The sequence below is a fragment of the Paraburkholderia sp. RL17-368-BIF-A genome (assembly GCF_046054045.1).
Taxonomy (GTDB): Bacteria; Pseudomonadota; Gammaproteobacteria; order Burkholderiales; family Burkholderiaceae; genus Paraburkholderia; species Paraburkholderia graminis.
Window position 1 is genome coordinate 101,594 of record NZ_JARESN010000020.1, and the last position, 18,461, is coordinate 120,054.

The 18,461-nt window shown below is 63.1% G+C and carries 14 protein-coding genes; 13 read left to right on the top strand and 1 reads right to left on the bottom strand.

The genetic code is table 11. The annotated features are described in order from the left end of the window. Window positions 1–215 precede the first annotated feature (215 nt). From P0D87_RS27180 to P0D87_RS27190, 3 genes are all read left to right on the top strand, one after another. The gene (locus P0D87_RS27180; protein ID WP_053858737.1) at window positions 216–1,544 is read left to right on the top strand and encodes a C4-dicarboxylate transporter DctA; all 1,329 of its coding nucleotides are present in this window, start codon (window positions 216–218) and stop codon (window positions 1,542–1,544) included. A 275-nt stretch (window positions 1,545–1,819) separates the two neighbouring features. Then, window positions 1,820–2,830: an allantoicase gene (gene alc / locus P0D87_RS27185; protein WP_053858736.1), complete on the top strand. Its 1,011-nt coding sequence runs from the start codon at window positions 1,820–1,822 to the stop codon at window positions 2,828–2,830. A 14-nt stretch (window positions 2,831–2,844) separates the two neighbouring features. Beyond that, window positions 2,845–3,381, top strand: coding sequence for an ureidoglycolate lyase (locus P0D87_RS27190; RefSeq protein WP_053858735.1), 537 nt, complete (start codon window positions 2,845–2,847; stop codon window positions 3,379–3,381). 148 nt (window positions 3,382–3,529) lie between these two features. Here P0D87_RS27190 and fur read toward each other — a convergent pair whose 3' ends face one another. Then, the gene (gene fur, locus P0D87_RS27195; protein ID WP_006051897.1) at window positions 3,530–3,958 is read right to left on the bottom strand and encodes a ferric iron uptake transcriptional regulator; all 429 of its coding nucleotides are present in this window, start codon (window positions 3,956–3,958) and stop codon (window positions 3,530–3,532) included. Between the two features lie 158 nt (window positions 3,959–4,116). Here fur and P0D87_RS27200 point away from each other — a divergent pair, with 158 nt between their 5' ends. From P0D87_RS27200 to P0D87_RS27245, 10 genes are all read left to right on the top strand, one after another. Then, entirely contained in the window at window positions 4,117–4,947 is an 831-nt protein-coding gene (locus tag P0D87_RS27200) for an outer membrane protein assembly factor BamE (protein WP_006051898.1), read from the top strand. A gap of 199 nt (window positions 4,948–5,146) precedes the next feature. Further along, a complete protein-coding gene (gene dapB, locus P0D87_RS27205; protein ID WP_029971467.1) occupies window positions 5,147–5,944 on the top strand; it encodes a 4-hydroxy-tetrahydrodipicolinate reductase in 798 nt (265 codons plus the stop codon). A gap of 33 nt (window positions 5,945–5,977) precedes the next feature. Further along, window positions 5,978–6,697 (top strand): MotA/TolQ/ExbB proton channel family protein, encoded by a 720-nt coding sequence (locus tag P0D87_RS27210; protein ID WP_006051901.1) that lies wholly within the window; start codon window positions 5,978–5,980, stop codon window positions 6,695–6,697. A 20-nt stretch (window positions 6,698–6,717) separates the two neighbouring features. Continuing rightward, the gene (locus P0D87_RS27215; RefSeq protein ID WP_053858734.1) at window positions 6,718–7,191 is read left to right on the top strand and encodes an ExbD/TolR family protein; all 474 of its coding nucleotides are present in this window, start codon (window positions 6,718–6,720) and stop codon (window positions 7,189–7,191) included. Window positions 7,192–7,345: 154 nt separating this feature from the next. Next, window positions 7,346–9,937 carry a leucine--tRNA ligase gene (gene leuS, locus P0D87_RS27220; protein WP_053858733.1) on the top strand — a complete coding sequence of 864 codons (2,592 nt, stop codon included), beginning with the start codon at window positions 7,346–7,348 and terminating at the stop codon, window positions 9,935–9,937. An 89-nt stretch (window positions 9,938–10,026) separates the two neighbouring features. Continuing rightward, window positions 10,027–10,581 (top strand): LPS-assembly lipoprotein LptE, encoded by a 555-nt coding sequence (locus P0D87_RS27225; protein ID WP_029971464.1) that lies wholly within the window; start codon window positions 10,027–10,029, stop codon window positions 10,579–10,581. A 39-nt stretch (window positions 10,582–10,620) separates the two neighbouring features. Further along, window positions 10,621–11,742 (top strand): DNA polymerase III subunit delta, encoded by a 1,122-nt coding sequence (gene holA, locus P0D87_RS27230; protein WP_053858732.1) that lies wholly within the window; start codon window positions 10,621–10,623, stop codon window positions 11,740–11,742. Window positions 11,743–11,982: 240 nt separating this feature from the next. Then, window positions 11,983–13,254 carry a glutamate-5-semialdehyde dehydrogenase gene (locus P0D87_RS27235; protein ID WP_053858731.1) on the top strand — a complete coding sequence of 424 codons (1,272 nt, stop codon included), beginning with the start codon at window positions 11,983–11,985 and terminating at the stop codon, window positions 13,252–13,254. A gap of 152 nt (window positions 13,255–13,406) precedes the next feature. Beyond that, on the top strand, window positions 13,407–13,823 hold the full coding sequence (locus P0D87_RS27240) for a CopD family protein (RefSeq protein ID WP_006051907.1): 417 nt from the start codon (window positions 13,407–13,409) through the stop codon (window positions 13,821–13,823). Between the two features lie 1,143 nt (window positions 13,824–14,966). Beyond that, the coding region (locus tag P0D87_RS27245; protein WP_408637080.1) for a beta strand repeat-containing protein at window positions 14,967–18,461 on the top strand (3,495 nt) is incomplete at its 3' end.

The window sequence follows — 18,461 nt, forward strand, 5'->3', positions numbered from 1 at the left end:
GAAGCGCGGTCTGACCGGCATTGTAGTACGCGGCCCGAAGAACGTGGAATTAACGGCGAACAGGCTGCGTCGCGAACCGCACAAGCGAGCGACACAGCGCGGGTAAACACCGTTTCAAGACGCCTTGACGTCAGTATATCGGCTTCCTACTATCCACCATAACAGGTCTGGTCGGACCAGTCTGAACAGATGGACATCCACCTCAGGAGGAAGCCGTGCTGAAGTTTCTCAATTCGCTGTTTGGCCGGGTCGTGATAGCGCTTCTGATCGGCGTCGCGATCGGCGCGCTCTACCCGCAGTTCGCGCAATCGCTGCGTCCGCTCGGCGACGGCTTCCTCAAGCTGATCAAGATGGTGATCGGTCCGATCGTGTTTTGCGTCGTGGTGAGCGGCATGGCGCACGCGGGCGATCTGCGCAAGGTCGGCCGTGTCGGACTGAAGGCGGTGATCTACTTCGAGGTGATGACGACGATCGCGCTCGTGATCGGCGCGGTGCTGGCCTACGCAACGCGTCCTGGCGCCGGCATGAACATCGACCTCCATTCGCTCGATCCGGCCTCGCTCTCCACCTACACGGAGCACGCGAAGAGCCTGAAGGACACGGCCGGTTTTCTGCTGAAGATCATTCCGGACACCGCGTTCAACGCGTTCGCTACCGGCGACATTCTGCAGATTCTGGTCTTTTCGGTGCTGTTCGGTTCGGCGCTTTCGTTGCTCGGCAGCAAAGGGCAGCGCGTGGGCAGCATGATCGACGAACTCGCGCAGGTGTTCTTCCGCGTGATGGGTTTCATCATCAAGCTGGCGCCGCTCGGCGTGCTCGGCGCGATTGCCTTTACGACCGGCAAGTACGGCGTCGAGTCGCTCAAGCAGCTCGGCATGCTGGTGCTCGTGTTTTACGCGAGCTGCGTCGTGTTCGTGGTGGTCGTGCTGGGCGTCGTCATGCGGCTCGCGGGCTTCAGCATTTTCAAGCTGATCCGTTATCTGCGCGAAGAGTTGTCGATCGTGCTCGGCACCGCTTCTTCCGATGCCGTGCTGCCGCAAGTCATGCGCAAGCTCGAATGGATGGGCGTCAAGGATTCGACGGTCGGTCTCGTGATTCCGACCGGCTACTCGTTCAATCTCGACGGCTTTTCGATCTATCTGACGCTCGCCGTGCTGTTCATCGCGCAGGCGACCAACACGCCGCTTTCCACGCACGATCTGATCGTGGTCGTGCTGGTGTCGCTCGTCACGTCGAAGGGCGCGCACGGCATTCCCGGCTCCGCGATCGTCATTCTGGCGGCGACGCTGTCGGCGATTCCGGCGATTCCCGTGCTTGGCCTCGTGCTGATCCTTCCCGTCGACTGGTTCGTCGGCATTGCCCGCGCGCTGACCAACCTGATCGGCAACTGCGTGGCGACGGTGGTCGTCGCCGTGTGGGAGAAGGACATCGACCGGGCGCGCGCGCATCGTGTGCTGAATGACGATGCGGATTTCCGCTATGTCGCCGGCGGCGAGGAAGCTGCTGTCGAACCGGTAAGCGGTCACAGCGCCCCCGCTGTTTGAGGGCGGCTTTAAGGGCAGTACGAAGGGCAGCACAAATGGCGGCGCGAATGGCGGCGCGTGGCGAGACCTCGAAGCGAGCCACGCCGCCTCGCGCCGGCCGGTTTGGCCAGGCCGCGGGCAGAGCCACCGCTCGCTACCGTTGCTGTCCGCGAAACCCGCTCGCACGTTTGCCTGACGCTTCGCAATCCCACGCCCCGACGCCGCCCGCTTTCTCCGCCGACAAACCCGCTGGACCGCCGGCGCATCTCCAACTTCACGTCGCTTGACTGCAAACCATGGCTAATCCGATCCTCGACCCGAACGCTCCCGCTTTCACCCGCCGCTACATGAATCTCGCCGACCCGCGGCTCGGCGCAAAGGCGCTCTTCGCCAGCGACGAATTCTTCGCGCCGAAAGAACGCATGCTCGATCCGCAGCCGGCGGTATTCATCCCCGGAAAATACGACGACCACGGCAAGTGGATGGACGGCTGGGAAACCCGCCGCAAGCGCACGAGCGGCCACGATTTTTGCGTGATCCGCCTCGCGCGGCCGGGCGTCGTGCACGGCGTCGATCTGGACACGAGCCACTTCACCGGCAATTTTCCGCCGGCGGCGTCGATCGACGCCTGTCACGCGGACGGCGACGTGCCGCCCGACAATGCCGACTGGCAAACGCTGGTTCCCGCGACGACGCTCCAGGGCAACCAGCACCATTACGTCGAAGTGAACGACGCGCGCGCCTTCACGCACTTGCGCGTGAACCTGTACCCGGACGGCGGCCTCGCGCGTTTGCGCGTGTACGGCCAGCCCAGGCGTGACTGGGAACGCGTGGAGCGCGGCGCGCTGCTGGACCTCGCGGCGATTGAAAACGGCGCGTATCTGGTCGCCGCCAACAACCAGCATTTCGGCCCCGCCTCGCAGATGCTGATGCCGGGCCGCGGCGTCAACATGGGCGACGGCTGGGAGACGCGGCGCCGCCGCGAGCCGGGCAACGACTGGGCGATCGTCGCGCTGGCGCGGCCGGGTGTGATCCGCAAAATCGAAGTGGATACCGCGCATTTCAAGGGCAATTTCCCGGATCGCTGCTCGTTGCAGGCCGCGCGCGTCATCGGCGGGACCGACGATTCGCTCGTCACCCAAGCGATGTTCTGGCCCGTGCTGCTCGATGAGCAGAAGCTGCAGATGGATCACGTTCACACGTTCGCGGACGGCCTCGCGTCGCTCGGGCCGGTCACGCACGTGCGTTTCAATATCTTCCCCGACGGCGGCGTGTCGCGGCTGCGCCTGTGGGGCGAGATCGCGTAAATGGAGCGTCACGGATGAAGACCCCGGAAGCGGCTTTGAAACCGACATTGCAACTGCAGCGTCTGACGCGCGAGGCGTTCGCGCCGTTCGGCGACGTGATCGAACTCGAAGGCGCGCGTCATTTTCCGATCAACGGCGGCACGACCGAGCGCTATCACGACCTCGCGCGCGTCGACGTGGCGGACGGCGGCGGGCGGCCGCTCGTCAACCTGTTCCGGGCGCAGCCGCATGCGTTGCCGCTCGACATCGCGATGCTGGAGCGGCACCCGCTCGGCAGTCAGGCTTTCATTCCGTTGACGCCGTGCCGCTATCTGATCGTCGTCGCGCCGGCCGGCGAGCTCGATTGCACGCAGATGCGCGGCTTCTGGACCGACGCCTGGCAGGGCGTCAATTATGCGAAGGGCGTCTGGCATCATCCGCTTCTCGCGCTTGATCGCGTGAGCGATTTTCTCGTCGTCGATCGCGGCGGTGAGGGGCGCAATTGCGACGAGCAGATGTTGCCGCAGCCGTGGCGGCTAGTGTTCGCGGAGAGCGTCGAAATACCGGCGTAAGCGCTGAAGTAAGCAAGTGAAATGCAATAGCGCAACGCACCGCTTTTCATTCGACGAAAAAATGGCCCGGCCGATTCACCACCGGCCGGGCCATTCTGTGCTTATCGCTCAATTTCCGACCGCGCCCCCCGACACGGCCGATGCCACGTCAATGCTTGCGATGCGGGCAGTTTTCCTTCGTGCAGGCACCGTACAGCGCCAACGCGTGTTCCTGCAGCTTGAAGCCGCGTTCCTTCGCAATGGACTGCTGACGATTCTCGATTTCCGAGTCGAAAAACTCTTCCACGAGACCGCAATCGAGGCACACCAGATGGTCGTGGTGCGACCCTTCGTTCAGTTCGAACACCGCCTTGCCCGATTCGAAATTGCTGCGCGACAGCAGGCCGGCCTGCTCGAATTGCGTCAGCACGCGATAAACGGTGGCAAGACCGATATCGAGTTCCTCGTGCAGGAGATTGCGATACACGTCTTCGGCCGTCAGGTGACGGACGGGGCTGTGCTGAAAAATCTCAAGGATTTTGAGGCGCGGAAGGGTCGCCTTGAGCCCGATATTCTTGAGATCGGTTGGATTGGTCATGACAAGGGATCCCTAGAGTACAATGCTGGGCTCTCATAGTAATGTGTTTTTGCCGTTCTGGTCATCTTCGATGGAATGAAACTCGCGCGGCTCGTCAGCGGGCCCGCACGGTGAGTGAAATGATTTCAAAATCTCAATTGATCTACCGGGGGAGCCGCATGCGGGGTACCTTGATCGCTGTTGCGGCTGTCGCGATTCTCGCAGGATGTTCCACGTACGACAGCCTCACGCAGCGGATTGCTCAAAGCATCACGCCGTACCGGATTACCGTTGTGCAAGGCAACTTCGTCTCGAAAGAAGCCGCTTCGCAAATGCAGGTGGGCATGTCGCGCGCGCAGGTGCGTCAGTTGCTCGGCACGCCGCTTCTGGCCGACATGTTCCACGCTGACCGCTGGGACTACGTGTTCTATTTCAAGCGCGGCTCGACCAACGTCGTGCAGCAGCGCGACTTCATCGTCCTGTTCGCCGGCGACCGCGTCGCGAGCTGGAGTGGCGGCGAAGATCTGCCGTCGAACCTCGAACTGCTCGCCGAAATCGACGGCGACAAGCGCGGCAAGAAGGCAGCGGTGCCTAACGTAGCAAGCAGCGCTGCGGGCGCAAGTGCGCCGGTCGCCGCTGCGGCCCCGGTCACCGTGGACACCACGCGCTCGCCGTCCGTCGAGGGTGCAGCGGCCGCCGCCGCGCCGTCCACGGATGCGAACGCCGAAGCCGCACAAGCCGCCAATCGTGCGACGAATGCCGTGCAGGCGCCGTCGCGCAATACGCGCTCGTCGGTGCGCTCAACGGCGCCGACCGCGAATGCCGGCGGCGTGCCGCCGCAAGGCGCCACGTCCGCTGGTCAGCCGCAGTTCCAGTTCCATCGTCCGCCGCCTCCCGCGCCGTCGTCGCAGGACAATCCGGTCGGGCCGAGCGGTTCGTCGCAAAGCGGCAGTAGCCCGACGTACAACGCACCGTTGACCGCGCCGTCCACTTCGGGAACGAGCCAGTAATATCGTTGTCCTTGTTTTAAGACGGTAGCCGCGCAAGCGCCCGCTGCAACGTGACTTTTTGCGTTGCGTCGCGCATGAAGCCAGGTTGCGCGGCGCCGTCCGGTTCTCTGCTGTTCCAGTCATGCGCGGCGCGAGGGCGTGCTGCCCGCCGCCGCTTTTGCCCGCGCTTGCCGGGCCGTTCTTTCGAACCCTCGTAGCCATGAAAATTGCGATTGCTGGCGCATCGGGCCGTATGGGCCGCATGCTCATCGAAACGGTTCTTAACGATTCCGACGCCACGCTGTCCGGCGCGCTCGACCGTCCAGGTTCGCCGCAACTCGGTCAGGACGCCGGCGCTTTTGTCGGCAAACAGACGGGCGTCGCGCTGACGGACGACATCGAGCGCGTGTTCGCCGAGTCCGACTATCTGATCGACTTCACGCGCCCGGAAGGCACGCTCGTGCATCTCGAAGCGGCGCAGCGCCACAACGTGAAAATGGTGATCGGCACGACCGGCTTCGACAACGCGCAGAAGGCGCAATTGCGCGCCGGGGCGGACAACGTCGCGATCATGTTCGCGTCGAATATGAGCGTGGGCGTGAACGTCACGCTGAAGCTGCTCGAATTCGCGGCGAAGCATTTCGCAACCGGCTACGACATCGAGATCATCGAGGCGCATCACCGTCACAAGGTCGACGCGCCGTCGGGCACCGCGCTCACCATGGGCGAGGTGATCGCGAATGCGCTAGGCCGCAATCTCGACGACTGCGCCGTCTACGGCCGCGAGGGCGTGACGGGCGAACGCGATCCGTCCACCATCGGCTTTTCGGCGATTCGCGGCGGCGACATCGTCGGCGATCATACGGTGCTGTTTGCGGGCATCGGCGAGCGCATTGAAATCACGCACAAGTCGGCGAGCCGTCTCTCGTACGCGCAGGGCGCGCTTCGCGCCGTGCGTTTCCTCGAGGGCCATCAGACCGGCTTCTTCGACATGCAGGACGTGCTCGGCTTGCGCTAGGCACAGTCCGGCACATTCTTTCGGCGAGGCCAGATGGCAGGCGGCAGCGGCATCATCCATTACCTTCAAACGAGCGACGCGATCACGCATGGCGTCGCCTATGTGCTGTTGGCGATGTCGGTGGCGAGCTGGTGCTTTCTGATCGTCAAGAGCTGGGTGCTCGTGCGCGCGAAACGCCAGGCGACGCGCGCGATCGCGCGCTTCTGGCAGGCGCCTACGCTCGCTGAAGGCGTCGCTGCGCTGAAGCGCGCCGACCGCGAGCGCGTCTTCTCGCCGCTCGCCGAAGCGGCGCTCCATGCCGCCGAGGTCGATATTCCCGGTGCGTTGCTCGCGCGCGTCGAGCGCGGCGAGCGGGTGCTGAGAGCGCTGCGCCAGGCGCTCAGTGCGTCGCAACGGCGGCTGGAATTCGGGCAAGTGCTGCTCGCTTCGGTCGGCAGCACGGCGCCTTTCGTCGGGCTGCTCGGCACCGTGTGGGGCATTTATCACGCGCTCGGCAGTATCGCGGCGAGCGGGCAGGCACAGATCGAAAACGTCGCGGGCCCGGTCGGCGAGGCGCTCATCATGACTGCCTTTGGCCTCGTGGTCGCGATTCCTGCGGTGCTCGCGTACAACGTGCTCGGGCGTCTCGTGCGGCAGTTGTCGGAGGAACTCGACGGCTTCGCTCACGATCTGCACGCGTACGTCTGCGCGCCCGCCGGCCAGCCGCAAGCGCCGCTGCGCGGCCAGCAGGCGGCCGCTCAGCAAGCTCACTGAGCGCGCGGCGAGGAGGCGACATGGCATTCGGCGGACTCGAGAAAAAGCAGACGGCCGCGCCGATGGCCGAGATCAACATGACGCCGTTGATCGACGTGATGCTCGTGCTGCTCGTGATCTTCATCATTACCGCGCCGTTGTTCACGCACGCTATCCGGCTCGATCTGCCGAAGGTCGCCGCGGCGCCGGCGCGCGAAACGCCGCAAACCATTTCGCTTTCAATCGACGCCGCGGGCAAGCTCTACTGGAACGGCAGCCTCATCACGCTCGAACAGATGCGCAGCCGCTTCGCGCAGGCGGCGAAAGCGGCGGAAGCGAGTGAAGCAGTGCAAGACGGCGAAACCGGCAAAGCCACTGGCCAGCCCGAAATCCACCTGCACGCCGAGCGCAACACGCGCTACGAGGTGATCGCGCAGGTGATGGGCGCCGCGCAGCAGGCCGGTCTCGAGCGGATCGGTTTCGTGACGGACCCGCCGCCGGCCGCGCGGCAGTAAGCGCGCGGCTTCAGAGCGCGGCGCAGCCGTCCGCGAACGGTATAATCAGCCCTTTCCCCCGCAGAAGGGGAAACGACGCCATTTCATCCAGCAAAAGCACCAAAGCAGCATAGCGGCCGGTGCGGAAGCACCGAACCCAGCGACCCATCACACCATGCACGAAAAATACGTTCCCTCCGACGTCGAATCCGCCGCGCAAGGGCAATGGCGCGCCATCGACGCGTACAAGACGACGGAAACCACCGACAAGCCCAAGTTCTATTGCGTCTCGATGCTGCCGTATCCGTCGGGCAAGCTGCACATGGGGCACGTGCGCAACTACACGATCAACGACGTGATGTACCGCTATCTGCGGATGAACGGCTACAACGTGCTGATGCCGATGGGCTGGGACGCGTTCGGCATGCCCGCGGAAAACGCGGCGATGGCGAACAACGTGCCGCCGGCCAAGTGGACCTACGACAACATCGCTTACATGAAGAAGCAGATGCAGTCGATGGGTCTCGCGATCGACTGGTCGCGCGAAGTCGCCACCTGCAGCCCCGACTACTACAAGTGGAACCAGTGGCTGTTCCTGAAGATGCTGGAAAAGGGCATCGCGTACAAGAAAACCGGCACCGTCAACTGGGACCCGGTCGATCAAACCGTGCTCGCGAACGAGCAGGTGATCGACGGCCGCGGCTGGCGCTCGGGCGCGCTCGTCGAAAAGCGCGAAATCCCGATGTACTACATGCGCATCACGCAGTACGCGGACGAACTGCTGAACGATCTCGAAGGCCTCGGCTGGCCCGAGCGCGTGAAGATCATGCAGCAGAACTGGATTGGCAAGAGCTTCGGCGTGAACTTCGGCTTCCCGTATGAAATCGACGGCGAACAGAAACTGCTGCGCGTGTTTACCACCCGCGCCGACACGATCATGGGCGTGACGTTCTGCGCGATCGCCGCCGAGCATCCGCTCGCCACGCGCCTCCTGAAAGACAAGCCGGAGTTGCAGGCTTTCATCGACGAATGCAAGCGCGGCGGCGTCGCCGAAGCCGACGTCGCGACGATGGAAAAGAAGGGCATGGCCACCGGCTTCTACGTCACGCATCCGCTGACGCAGGAACGGGTCGAAGTGTGGATCGGCAACTACGTGCTGATGAGCTACGGCGAAGGCGCGGTGATGGGCGTGCCGGCGCACGACGAGCGCGACTTCGCGTTTGCGAAGAAGTACGGTCTGCCGATCAAGCAGGTGGTGGCGGTCGAAGGCAAGGAATTTTCGACAGACGCGTGGGAAGAATGGTACGGCGAGAAGACGGGCACGCTCGTCAACAGCGGCAAGTACGACGGCCTCGATTACGAACAGGCGGTGGACGCGATCGCCGCCGACCTGAAAGCGCTCGGCCTCGGCGACAAGCAGATCACGTGGCGTCTGCGTGACTGGGGCGTGTCGCGCCAGCGCTATTGGGGCACGCCGATTCCGATCATCCATTGCCCGAAGTGCGGCGACGTGCCGGTGCCGGAAAAAGATCTGCCGGTCGTGTTGCCTGAAGACCTCGTGCCGGACGGCACGGGTAATCCGCTCGCGAAGTCCGAAGCGTTCGTGAACTGCGCCTGCCCGACTTGCGGCGGCGCGGCCAAACGCGAAACCGACACGATGGACACGTTCGTCGATTCGTCGTGGTACTTCTACCGCTACGCGTCGCCGGATGCGAAGACCATGGTCGACGAGCGCACCGATTACTGGGCGCCGATGGACCAGTACATCGGCGGTATCGAGCACGCGATTCTGCACCTGTTGTACTCGCGCTTCTGGGCCAAGGTGATGCGCGACCTGGGTCTCGTCAAGTTCGGCGAGCCGGCCAGGAACCTGCTCACACAGGGCATGGTGCTCAACGAAACCTACTATCGCGAAGACGCGACGGGCAAGAAGACCTGGTACAACCCGGCAGACGTGACCGTCTCGTTCGACGACAAGGGCCGCCCGGTCGGCGCCGTGCTGAACTCGGACGGCGAGCCGGTCGTGCTCGGCGGCGTCGAGAAAATGTCGAAGTCGAAGAACAACGGCGTCGATCCGCAATCGCTGATCGATCAGCACGGCGCGGACACCGCGCGTCTGTTCGTCATGTTTGCCGCCCCGCCCGAGCAGCAGCTCGAATGGTCGGGCTCGGGCGTGGAAGGCGCGAGCCGCTTCCTGCGCCGCGTCTGGAATTTCGCTCAGGCGAACGAAGCCGCGTTGCGCGCGGGCGGGCAGTTCGACGCCGCGCAACTCGGCGACGCCGACAAACTGCTGCGCCGAGAAGTCTATAGCGTGCTGAAGCAGGCCGACTTCGACTACCAGCGTCTGCAGTACAACACGGTCGTGTCGGCCGCGATGAAGATGCTCAACGCGCTCGACAGCGCGAAGGGCGCGCTGCCGGGCGTACTGCGCGAAACGTACAGCGTGATGCTGCGTGTGCTGTATCCGGTCGTGCCGCACCTGACGTTCCAGCTCTGGCAGGAACTCGGTTATGCCGACGAATTCGGTTCGCTGCTCGACGCGCCGTGGCCGAAGGTCGACGAAAAAGCGCTCGAGCAATCGGAGATCGAACTCGTGCTGCAGGTGAACGGCAAGGTGCGCGGCGCGCTGACGGTGGCGAAAGACGCGTCGCGTGAATCGATCGAACAGCTCGCGGCCGCGCATGAAATGGTCGCGAAGTTCAGCGAAGGCAAGGCGCCGAAGAAGATCGTCGTCGTGCCGGGCCGTCTCGTGAACGTGGTCGTTTGACGACACAGCAACACCTGCCGGCCGGCAACGCGCCGCCTCGCGGCGTCGCTTGCCGAGCGCCGGGAATCCACTGCGAACCAGGAGCCAATGTGACTCGCAGATCGCTTTTTGTAACGCTGGCTTGCAGCGTATTGATGTTGTCCGCATGCGGCTTCCAGTTGCGCGGTCAGCAGGACTATGCGTTCAAACGCCTCTTCATCGCGGGCGGCTCGCCGGCCGCGGGCGCGCGGCTCACGCGCATGGTGCAGGGCGGCAGCGACACGGTGGTGGTGAAGTCGGTGGCCAACGCGGACGCGACGTTGCAAATCACCGAAAGCCGCGGCACGAGCACGCTGACGCTGAATTCGCTGGGCGTCGTCTCCGAGTATCAATTGAACCTTGCGATGAACTACACGCTGATCGGCAAGGACGGCACCGTGCTGATTCCGCCGAGCGTGATCGCGTTGAACCGCGCGATGACCTATAGCGACAAGTACTCGCAGGCGAAGACCGCCGAGTCGGAAATCCTCTTTGCCGACATGGAAAACGACGCGATCGACCAGCTCACGCGACGTCTGTCGAGCGTGCGTTCGATGCATCCGGCGCCGGGCGAGCAGGTGCCGGGCGTCGTGCCGCGCGCGCCGTTGCCGCCGCCGCCGCTGTGAGCGGCGGGCACGTCGACCTGACCGGACATCAGCATAGCCATGCAACTGCGACTTGACGCGCTCGAAGCGCATCTGGCCAAGGGACTCGCCGGACTGTACGTTGTGTACGGCGACGAGCATCTGCTCGCGCAGGAAGCGTGCGACCGGATTCGCGCGTCGGCTCGCGCGGCCGGCTTTACCGACCGCTCTGTGTTCACCGTCGAGCGCAGTTTCGACTGGAGTTCGTTGCTCGGCGCGAGCCAGTCCATGTCGCTGTTCGGCGACCGTCAACTGGTCGAATTGCGCATTCCGTCGGGCAAGCCCGGCAAGGAAGGCGCCGAAGCGCTGAAGGCGCTCGCGGGCTCCGTCAACGACGACGTGCTGACCATGATCACGCTGCCGCGGCTCGACGCGGCCACGCAAAAATCGGCGTGGTTCACGGCGCTCGCCGACGCGGGCGTCGCGTTGAAGATCGATCCCGTCGAGCGCGCGCAATTGCCGAACTGGGTCGGCCAGCGGCTCGCGGCGCAGGGTCAGCGGGTGGCCGCGGGCGAGGAAGGGCGGCGCGCGTTGGCGTTTATCGCGGAGCGTGTCGAAGGCAATCTGCTCGCCGCGCATCAGGAAATCCAGAAGCTCGGGCTGCTGTATCCGGCGGGTTCGTTGAGCTTCGAACAGATACACGACGCGGTGCTGAACGTCGCGCGTTACGACGTCTTCAAGCTGAACGAGGCGATGCTTGCCGGCGACGTCGGCCGCTTGTCGCGCATGCTCGACGGGCTGCGCGGCGAAGGCGAGGCGGCGGTGCTGGTGTTGTGGGCCGTCGTCGAGGAATTGCGCACGCTGCTGCGGATCAAGCGCGGCGTCGCGGCCGGCAAGCCGCTTGCCATGCTCGTGCGCGAAAACCGCGTGTGGGGTCCGCGCGAGCGCTTGATCGGGCCGGCATTGTCGCGTGTCACCGAGGCGGCGCTGGAAAAGGCATTGGCGCTGGCGGCGCGGCTGGATCGACAGGTGAAGGGATTGTCGGGCGGGACGCCGGGTAATCATCGCAACGATCCGCCGCCCGATCCGTGGGACGGGCTGTTCGAGCTTGCGATGGTGGTGGCGTCGCCGAGAACGTCTGCTGCGCCGCCGCCACGACCTGCTCGGGGTGCGGCTGCGGCCGCGGTGCGCAGGCCGGCGTGAGGTTCGCTGGTGCTGTAGGCGGCGCGGTTTAGGTGTCGCGGTGCTGAGCTAGCCAGCCGTACAGCTTGGCTCGGTCTAGCGAGCGTAGCGCGGCCCGCCGTGTTGCGGCATCTCAGCGGCGCTAACCGCGCCCTCGCAAGCAAAGCGCCCTGGCCCGACTTACAATCGCTGGATCTTTCGCTAATCAGCTAATCAGCCTGTGCGCCGCGCATCGGCGTGCCCGGCAATACGAGAATCACCATGGATATCGACCAGTACATGACCGACCTCGGCCGGCGCGCGCGCCGGGCATCGCGTGCGATGGCGCGGGCGTCGACGGCTGCGAAGAACGCCGCGCTCGCGGCGGTCGCGGCGGGTATCGAGCGCGATGCCGCGTTGCTCAAGGAAGCCAACGCGCGCGACGTCGCACGCGCTCGCGATAAAGGTCACGACGCGGCTTTCATCGACCGTCTCACGCTGTCGGACAAGGCGCTCAGGACGATGGTCGAAGGTCTGCGCCAGGTCGCGGCACTCGCCGATCCGATCGGCGAGATCAGCAATCTGAAGTACCGGCCGAGCGGCATCCAGGTCGGGCAGATGCGCGTGCCGCTCGGCGTGATCGGCATCATCTACGAATCGCGTCCTAACGTGACGATCGACGCCGCCGCGCTCTGCCTCAAATCGGGCAACGCGACGATTCTGCGCGGCGGTTCGGAAGCGCTCGAATGCAATACCGCGCTCGCGAAGCTGATCGGCGAGGCGCTCGAAGCGGCCGGTTTGCCGCAAGACGCCGTGCAGGTTGTTGCGACGTCGGACCGCGCCGCGGTCGGCAAGCTGATCACGATGACCGAATACGTCGACGTGATCGTGCCGCGCGGCGGCAAGAGCCTGATCGAGCGGCTCATGAACGAAGCGCGGGTGCCGATGATCAAGCATCTGGACGGCATCTGCCACGTATACGTGGACGACCGCGCCGATCTTAAGAAGGCGCTGACCGTTTGCGATAACGCCAAGACGCACCGCTACGGCACCTGCAATACGATGGAGACGCTGCTGGTCGCGCGCGGCATTGCGTCCGACGTGTTGCCGCCGCTCGGCAAGCTGTATCGCGAGAAAAATGTCGAATTGCGCGTGGACGCGGCGGCGCGTGCGGTCCTGGCGGACGCGGGCGTGGGTCCGCTCGTCGACGCAACCGAAGAAGACTGGCGCACCGAATATCTCGCGCCCGTGCTCGCGATCAAGGTGGTCGACGATCTTGACGCCGCCATCGAGCACATCAACACGTACAGTTCGCAACATACCGACGCGATCGTCACGGAAGACCATGATCGCGCGATGCGCTTCCTGCGCGAAGTGGATTCGGCGAGCGTGATGGTGAACGCCTCGACGCGTTTCGCCGACGGCTTCGAATTCGGTCTCGGCGCGGAAATCGGCATTTCCAACGATAAGCTCCACGCGCGCGGCCCGGTGGGGCTGGAAGGGTTGACGTCGCTGAAGTATGTCGTGCTTGGGCATGGCGAAGGGCGTCATTAGGCGCCGACGCGATGGAAAGCGTGGCCGTGCAACGCGGCCACGCATGATTGTTTCAAATCCCGCGACCGCCGATCACTTTGCGTCGCGGCACAGGCCCGGCATGATCGCCGGCGCTTTCCACAATAATTCACACACCACCAAGGACTCCCACGATGCTCTGGATCAAGACGTTCCATATCGTTCTGATCGCTTCCTGGTTCGCCGGCCTGTTCTATTTGCCGCGCATTTTCGTCAATCTGGCGATGGAAACCGAACCCGCCGCGGTGAAGCGTCTGCTGATCATGGCGCGCAAACTGTTCCGCTTCATGTCGTTTATCGCGGTGCCGGCGCTCGCTTGCGGGCTGTGGTTGTGGCTTGTCGTCGGTATCGGACGAGGGCAGGGATGGCTTCACGCGAAGGTTGGCGTGGTCGTGCTGCTGGTGATTTACCACGCTTACTGCGGGGTTCTGCTGCGCACTTTCGAGCGCGGGGAAAACCGTCGCTCGGACAAGTGGTATCGGATGTTCAATGAACTGCCGGTGCTGGGGATGCTGGCCGCGGTCGCGTTGGTGGTGATCAAGCCGTTTTGAGAGGTACCCGGCTGTGAGACTTGCACAGGCTGTGCGGATGGTTGAAACGCCGGTCTGCTGATGCCGCTATGTGCGCGCTCCTGACCGTTGTGCAGAGCGGGCGCCGGACGGGCCGGCAAGCCTTGGTCAAATCAGGGCATGAGCAGGCCCATTACAGGCCAAACGGCCTGACGCTCACCGATCGGTGCGTTGCGGCATGAACAGCTCGGCTTTCCCGAGTTCCGTCACTGTCAACGGGAATCGACTGGACGTAACCGGCTTGCAGCACTCCGGCGTGATAGGCCGGAGCGGGCGTTTAGCGCGGATGGCTGGGAAGCGCAAGTCCGCGTAAAGGACGGCCGACGCGGCCGTGATTGTCACGGCAATCAACGCTCCAGCTGCCACGGAAAGCGTCAATCTTTAAGAGTTAAATCAAACCGCCTCCGGTCAACTAACCACCGCCTCGCCGCGGTTTTTTTCGCGCTCATCTGCGAATTCCGCCGTCTTTTATGTGGAGGCAAATTTGGCGGTTTAAAACTTGTGTTGGCCTGATGCAATCGAGGGCAAGCTCGTCATTGTTCTAGTGACGGCCGGAGTTATCAAATAAAGAAATAATAGAAATAAGACAAATCCTAAAAAACGCTATTCCCGTGATTTTTCGAATCTTAGGACTTTTCTGAATTTTAGTCCGTATATTTCCTGGTCGGGCCATCGCATAATCGCGCAATCGTCGGTCTGCCTCGTTCGTATTTCAAATTCGCGCGATGGGACAAGCGCTGCGGTCGCACGGGCAAAGCCCCGTCCACAGGCCGTGTTCCTCCAGATCGAACTGCATCGAATAAGAATAATCCTAAATAAAGTTCGATGCTTGCCTGCCTTAAAGCCACTTCTTTACAGAATTTCAAGGATCCGTGAGATTTTGGCGCGAGTCGCGTTTCCTAGTATGTGACAGTCGATTGAGACCAATTAAGCATAGTCTGATTATCTCCAGAGTCGCTCAGTTTTATATTGAGATCTTCGCTGGAAGGATATTAAGACAGTCTCAAGTGCATAAGTGCGACGGTCAGATTGAATCCTTTTGGCAGCTCGTTGGCAGCGACGCACCACGTTAATCAGCACGGTGCCGCGCAGATCCCAGTCATCACGCCTTTACAGGATGAAATCGTGAACAAGTCGTACAAAACAGTTTGGAATGAGACTACCGGTACATATGTTGCAGCGCCGGAAGTGGCGAAGGGACGCGGGAAGAGCGGCCGCAAGGCACGTAGCATCAAGGCGCTAGGCGCAAGCGGAGTGCTGGTTGCTGCCGGGGTGGGATTGTCGGCGTTCGCACCATCCGCGATGGCGGGCTCGATCATCAATTGCGGGAATGCAATAAACTCTTATGCCAGCTTTAGCGCGGCCCAAGCTGGTGCATGGACGAACACGCAGCAGGCTGCGACATGCTTCAGCGGTAGCTCGAGCCTCGGCACTGGAGTAGTCCTTTCCGAAAACGGCAACTACTTCAGTCCTGACGGCACGAACGCCGCGATTCTCGTGGGCGCTTCCGGGAGCAACGCGACGGGAAAGGTCACGATCTACGGCCCGAGCGGCATTGCAATGATGAACCAGGTCGACATGACCAGTCACAAGATCGTGAACGTTGCAGCCGGTACCGTCAGCAGCATTAGCGGCGACGCGATCAACGGCAGCCAGCTCTACGCGGTGAGCGCTTCTGCGGCCAGCGCCATTGGCGGCGGTTCCACGGTTAGCTCGACGGGCGCGATTAGCGCACCTAGCTACGCGCTGACGAACGCAAATTCGATCGACGGTACGACGGGCGCGAAGACGGACATCGGCACGGCGTTCGGCACGGTGGATACGGCACTGGGCAAGCTGAACACCTCGATCACCAACATCAACAACGGCCAAGGTACACGCTATTTCAAGGTGACTGGGAACAACGACGGCACGGACGACGCCAAGGCGGGTGCATCAACATCATCATACGGCTCAATCGCCATTGGTCCGAAAGCTTTGTCGTGGGCGTCTGGCACGGCGACGAACGACGCTATCGCCATAGGCGACTCAGCGTACGCGACGTACATCGGAGATACCGCGATAGGCGGCTTCGCGACAGCCGGCGGAGGATCGTCGACGGCCATCGGTTACGGCGCATCGACGCTGAACGCCGTATCCACGAACAACATGGTTGCTCTCGGCACCTCTGCTTCCGCTGGCGCCACGAACTCGACCGCACTCGGCAGCAACTCGCTTACGTCTGGCGCGGGCGCGGTCACGGTTGGCTACCTTGCAACGGCGACCACATCGAACTCGGTGGCGCTGGGCTCCAATTCGGTGGCGAACTCGGCCACGCTGACGACGGCAGGCTTCACGCCGGTCGGTGGCACGGCGATCTCGGCAGCGACGGCCCCGGGCGGCGAAGTGTCGGTGGGTTCGGCAGGTGCCGAACGCCGCATCACGAACGTCGCAGCAGGTTTCAACCCGACCGACGCAGTGAACGTCAGCCAGTTGCAGTCGGAAGACGCGAAGGTGAACAACGTCTCGAGCAACGTTTCGAACGTCGCGAACAACCTGGCCAACACGAACAACAACGTCGCGAACCTGAGCGGCAACGTCACCAACATCAACAACACGATGAACAACATCGTGAACGGTGGCGGCATCAAGTACTTCCACACGAACTCGACGCTGGCCGACTCGTCGGCTGTGGGCGTCGATAGCGTGGCGGTCGGACCGAATGCAGTTGCTCGCGGTGCAGGCAGCATTGCGATTGGCCGTAATGCATCGATGCAGAGCGGGATGCTCATGGATGGAGCGATCGCGATTGGCGATGGCAGCTATACCGGCTACTCGCAGGATATGGCGATCGGTCAGAACGCTACAGCAGGCGGTGGTCTGTCGATCGCGATAGGCACGCAGGCGTCTACTGCTGGCGGCACCGGTGTAAACAACCAGCTTGCTGTGGGCACGGGGGCCACCAGTGGTGCGGCCAACGGCACGGCGTTGGGTGGCTCTTCCACTGCTGCAACGGTGAACTCCGTGGCACTGGGTTACAACTCGGTGGCGAACTCGGCCACGCTGACGACGGCAGGCTTCACGCCGGTTGGTGGCACGGCGATTTCGGCAGCCACGGCCGTGGGCGGTGAAGTGTCGGTGGGCGCGGCAGGTAAAGAACGTCGTATCACGAACGTGGCAGCGGGCCTGAACGCCACGGACGCAGTGAACGTGAGCCAGTTGCAGTCGGAAGACGCAAAGGTCAACAACGTCTCGAACAACGTTTCGAACGTCGCGAACAACCTGTCGAACACCAACAACAACGTTGCGAACCTGAGCGGGAACGTCACCAACATCAACAACACGGTGAACAACATCGTGAACGGTGGCGGCATCAAGTATTTCCACGCTAACTCGACGCTGGCGGACGCGTCCGCGACGGGCTCGAACAGCGTTGCTGCCGGACCGGTTGCCGTGGCTAGCGGCGCCAGTTCGACCGCAATGGGCTGGGGTTCGCTCGCCTCCGCAACAAACTCATCCGCGTTTGGCGAATCTGCCACCGCCGCAGCATACGATAGCGTGGCGGTTGGCGAAGGCGCGACGTCCACGGTTAGTGGCACGACGTCGAACACCAACGGCTGGGGCGTTGCGATCGGTGGTAACGCGAATGCCGGCGCTCATGCAGCAGTCGCGGTAGGTCCTCACGCCAACGCGACGGCCAGTGAGGCTATCGCTATCGGCGACTATTCCAGCGCCACTGCAATAAATACTGTTGCGCTGGGGCAAGGCGCCTCGGCCGCAACCGTGAACTCGGTTGCGCTCGGCGCCGGGGCGGTGGCGAACTCGGCCACGTTGACGACGGCAGGCTTTACGCCGGTCGGCGGCACGGCGATCTCGGCAGCCACGGCAGCCGGCGGCGAAGTGTCGGTTGGCGCAGCAGGTGCAGAGCGTCGCATCACGAACGTCGCAGCCGGTCTGAATGCGACCGATGCCGTCAACGTGAGCCAGTTGCAGTCTGAAGACGCGAAGGTCAACAACGTCTCGAACAACGTGTCGAACGTCGCGAACAACCTGTCGAACACCAACAACAACGTTGCAAACCTGAGCGGCAATGTCACCAACATCAACAACACGGTGAACAACATCGTGAACGGTGGCGGCATCAAGTATTTCCACGCGAACTCGACGCTGGCTGATTCGTCGGCAACGGGCACGAACGCAGTGGCAATCGGCGGTGCAGCGTCGGCGACGACGGCGAACTCGGTAGCACTGGGCTCGAACTCGGTGGCGAACTCGGCCACGCTGGCGACGGCAGGCTTCACGCCGACGGGTGGCACGGCGATCTCGGCAGCGACGGCAGCCGGCGGCGAAGTGTCGGTGGGCAAGGCAGGTGCAGAACGTCGCATCACGAACGTCGCAGCGGGTCTGAACGCGACGGATGCAGTGAACGTGAGCCAGTTGCAGTCGGAAGACGCGAAGGTCAACAACGTCTCGAACAACGTGTCGAACACGAACAACAACGTTGCAAACCTGAGCGGTAACGTCACCAACATGAACAACACGGTGAACAACATCGTGAACGGTGGCGGCGTCAAGTATTTCCACGCGAATTCGACGCTGGCTGATTCGTCGGCAACGGGTACGAATGCTGTGGCAATCGGT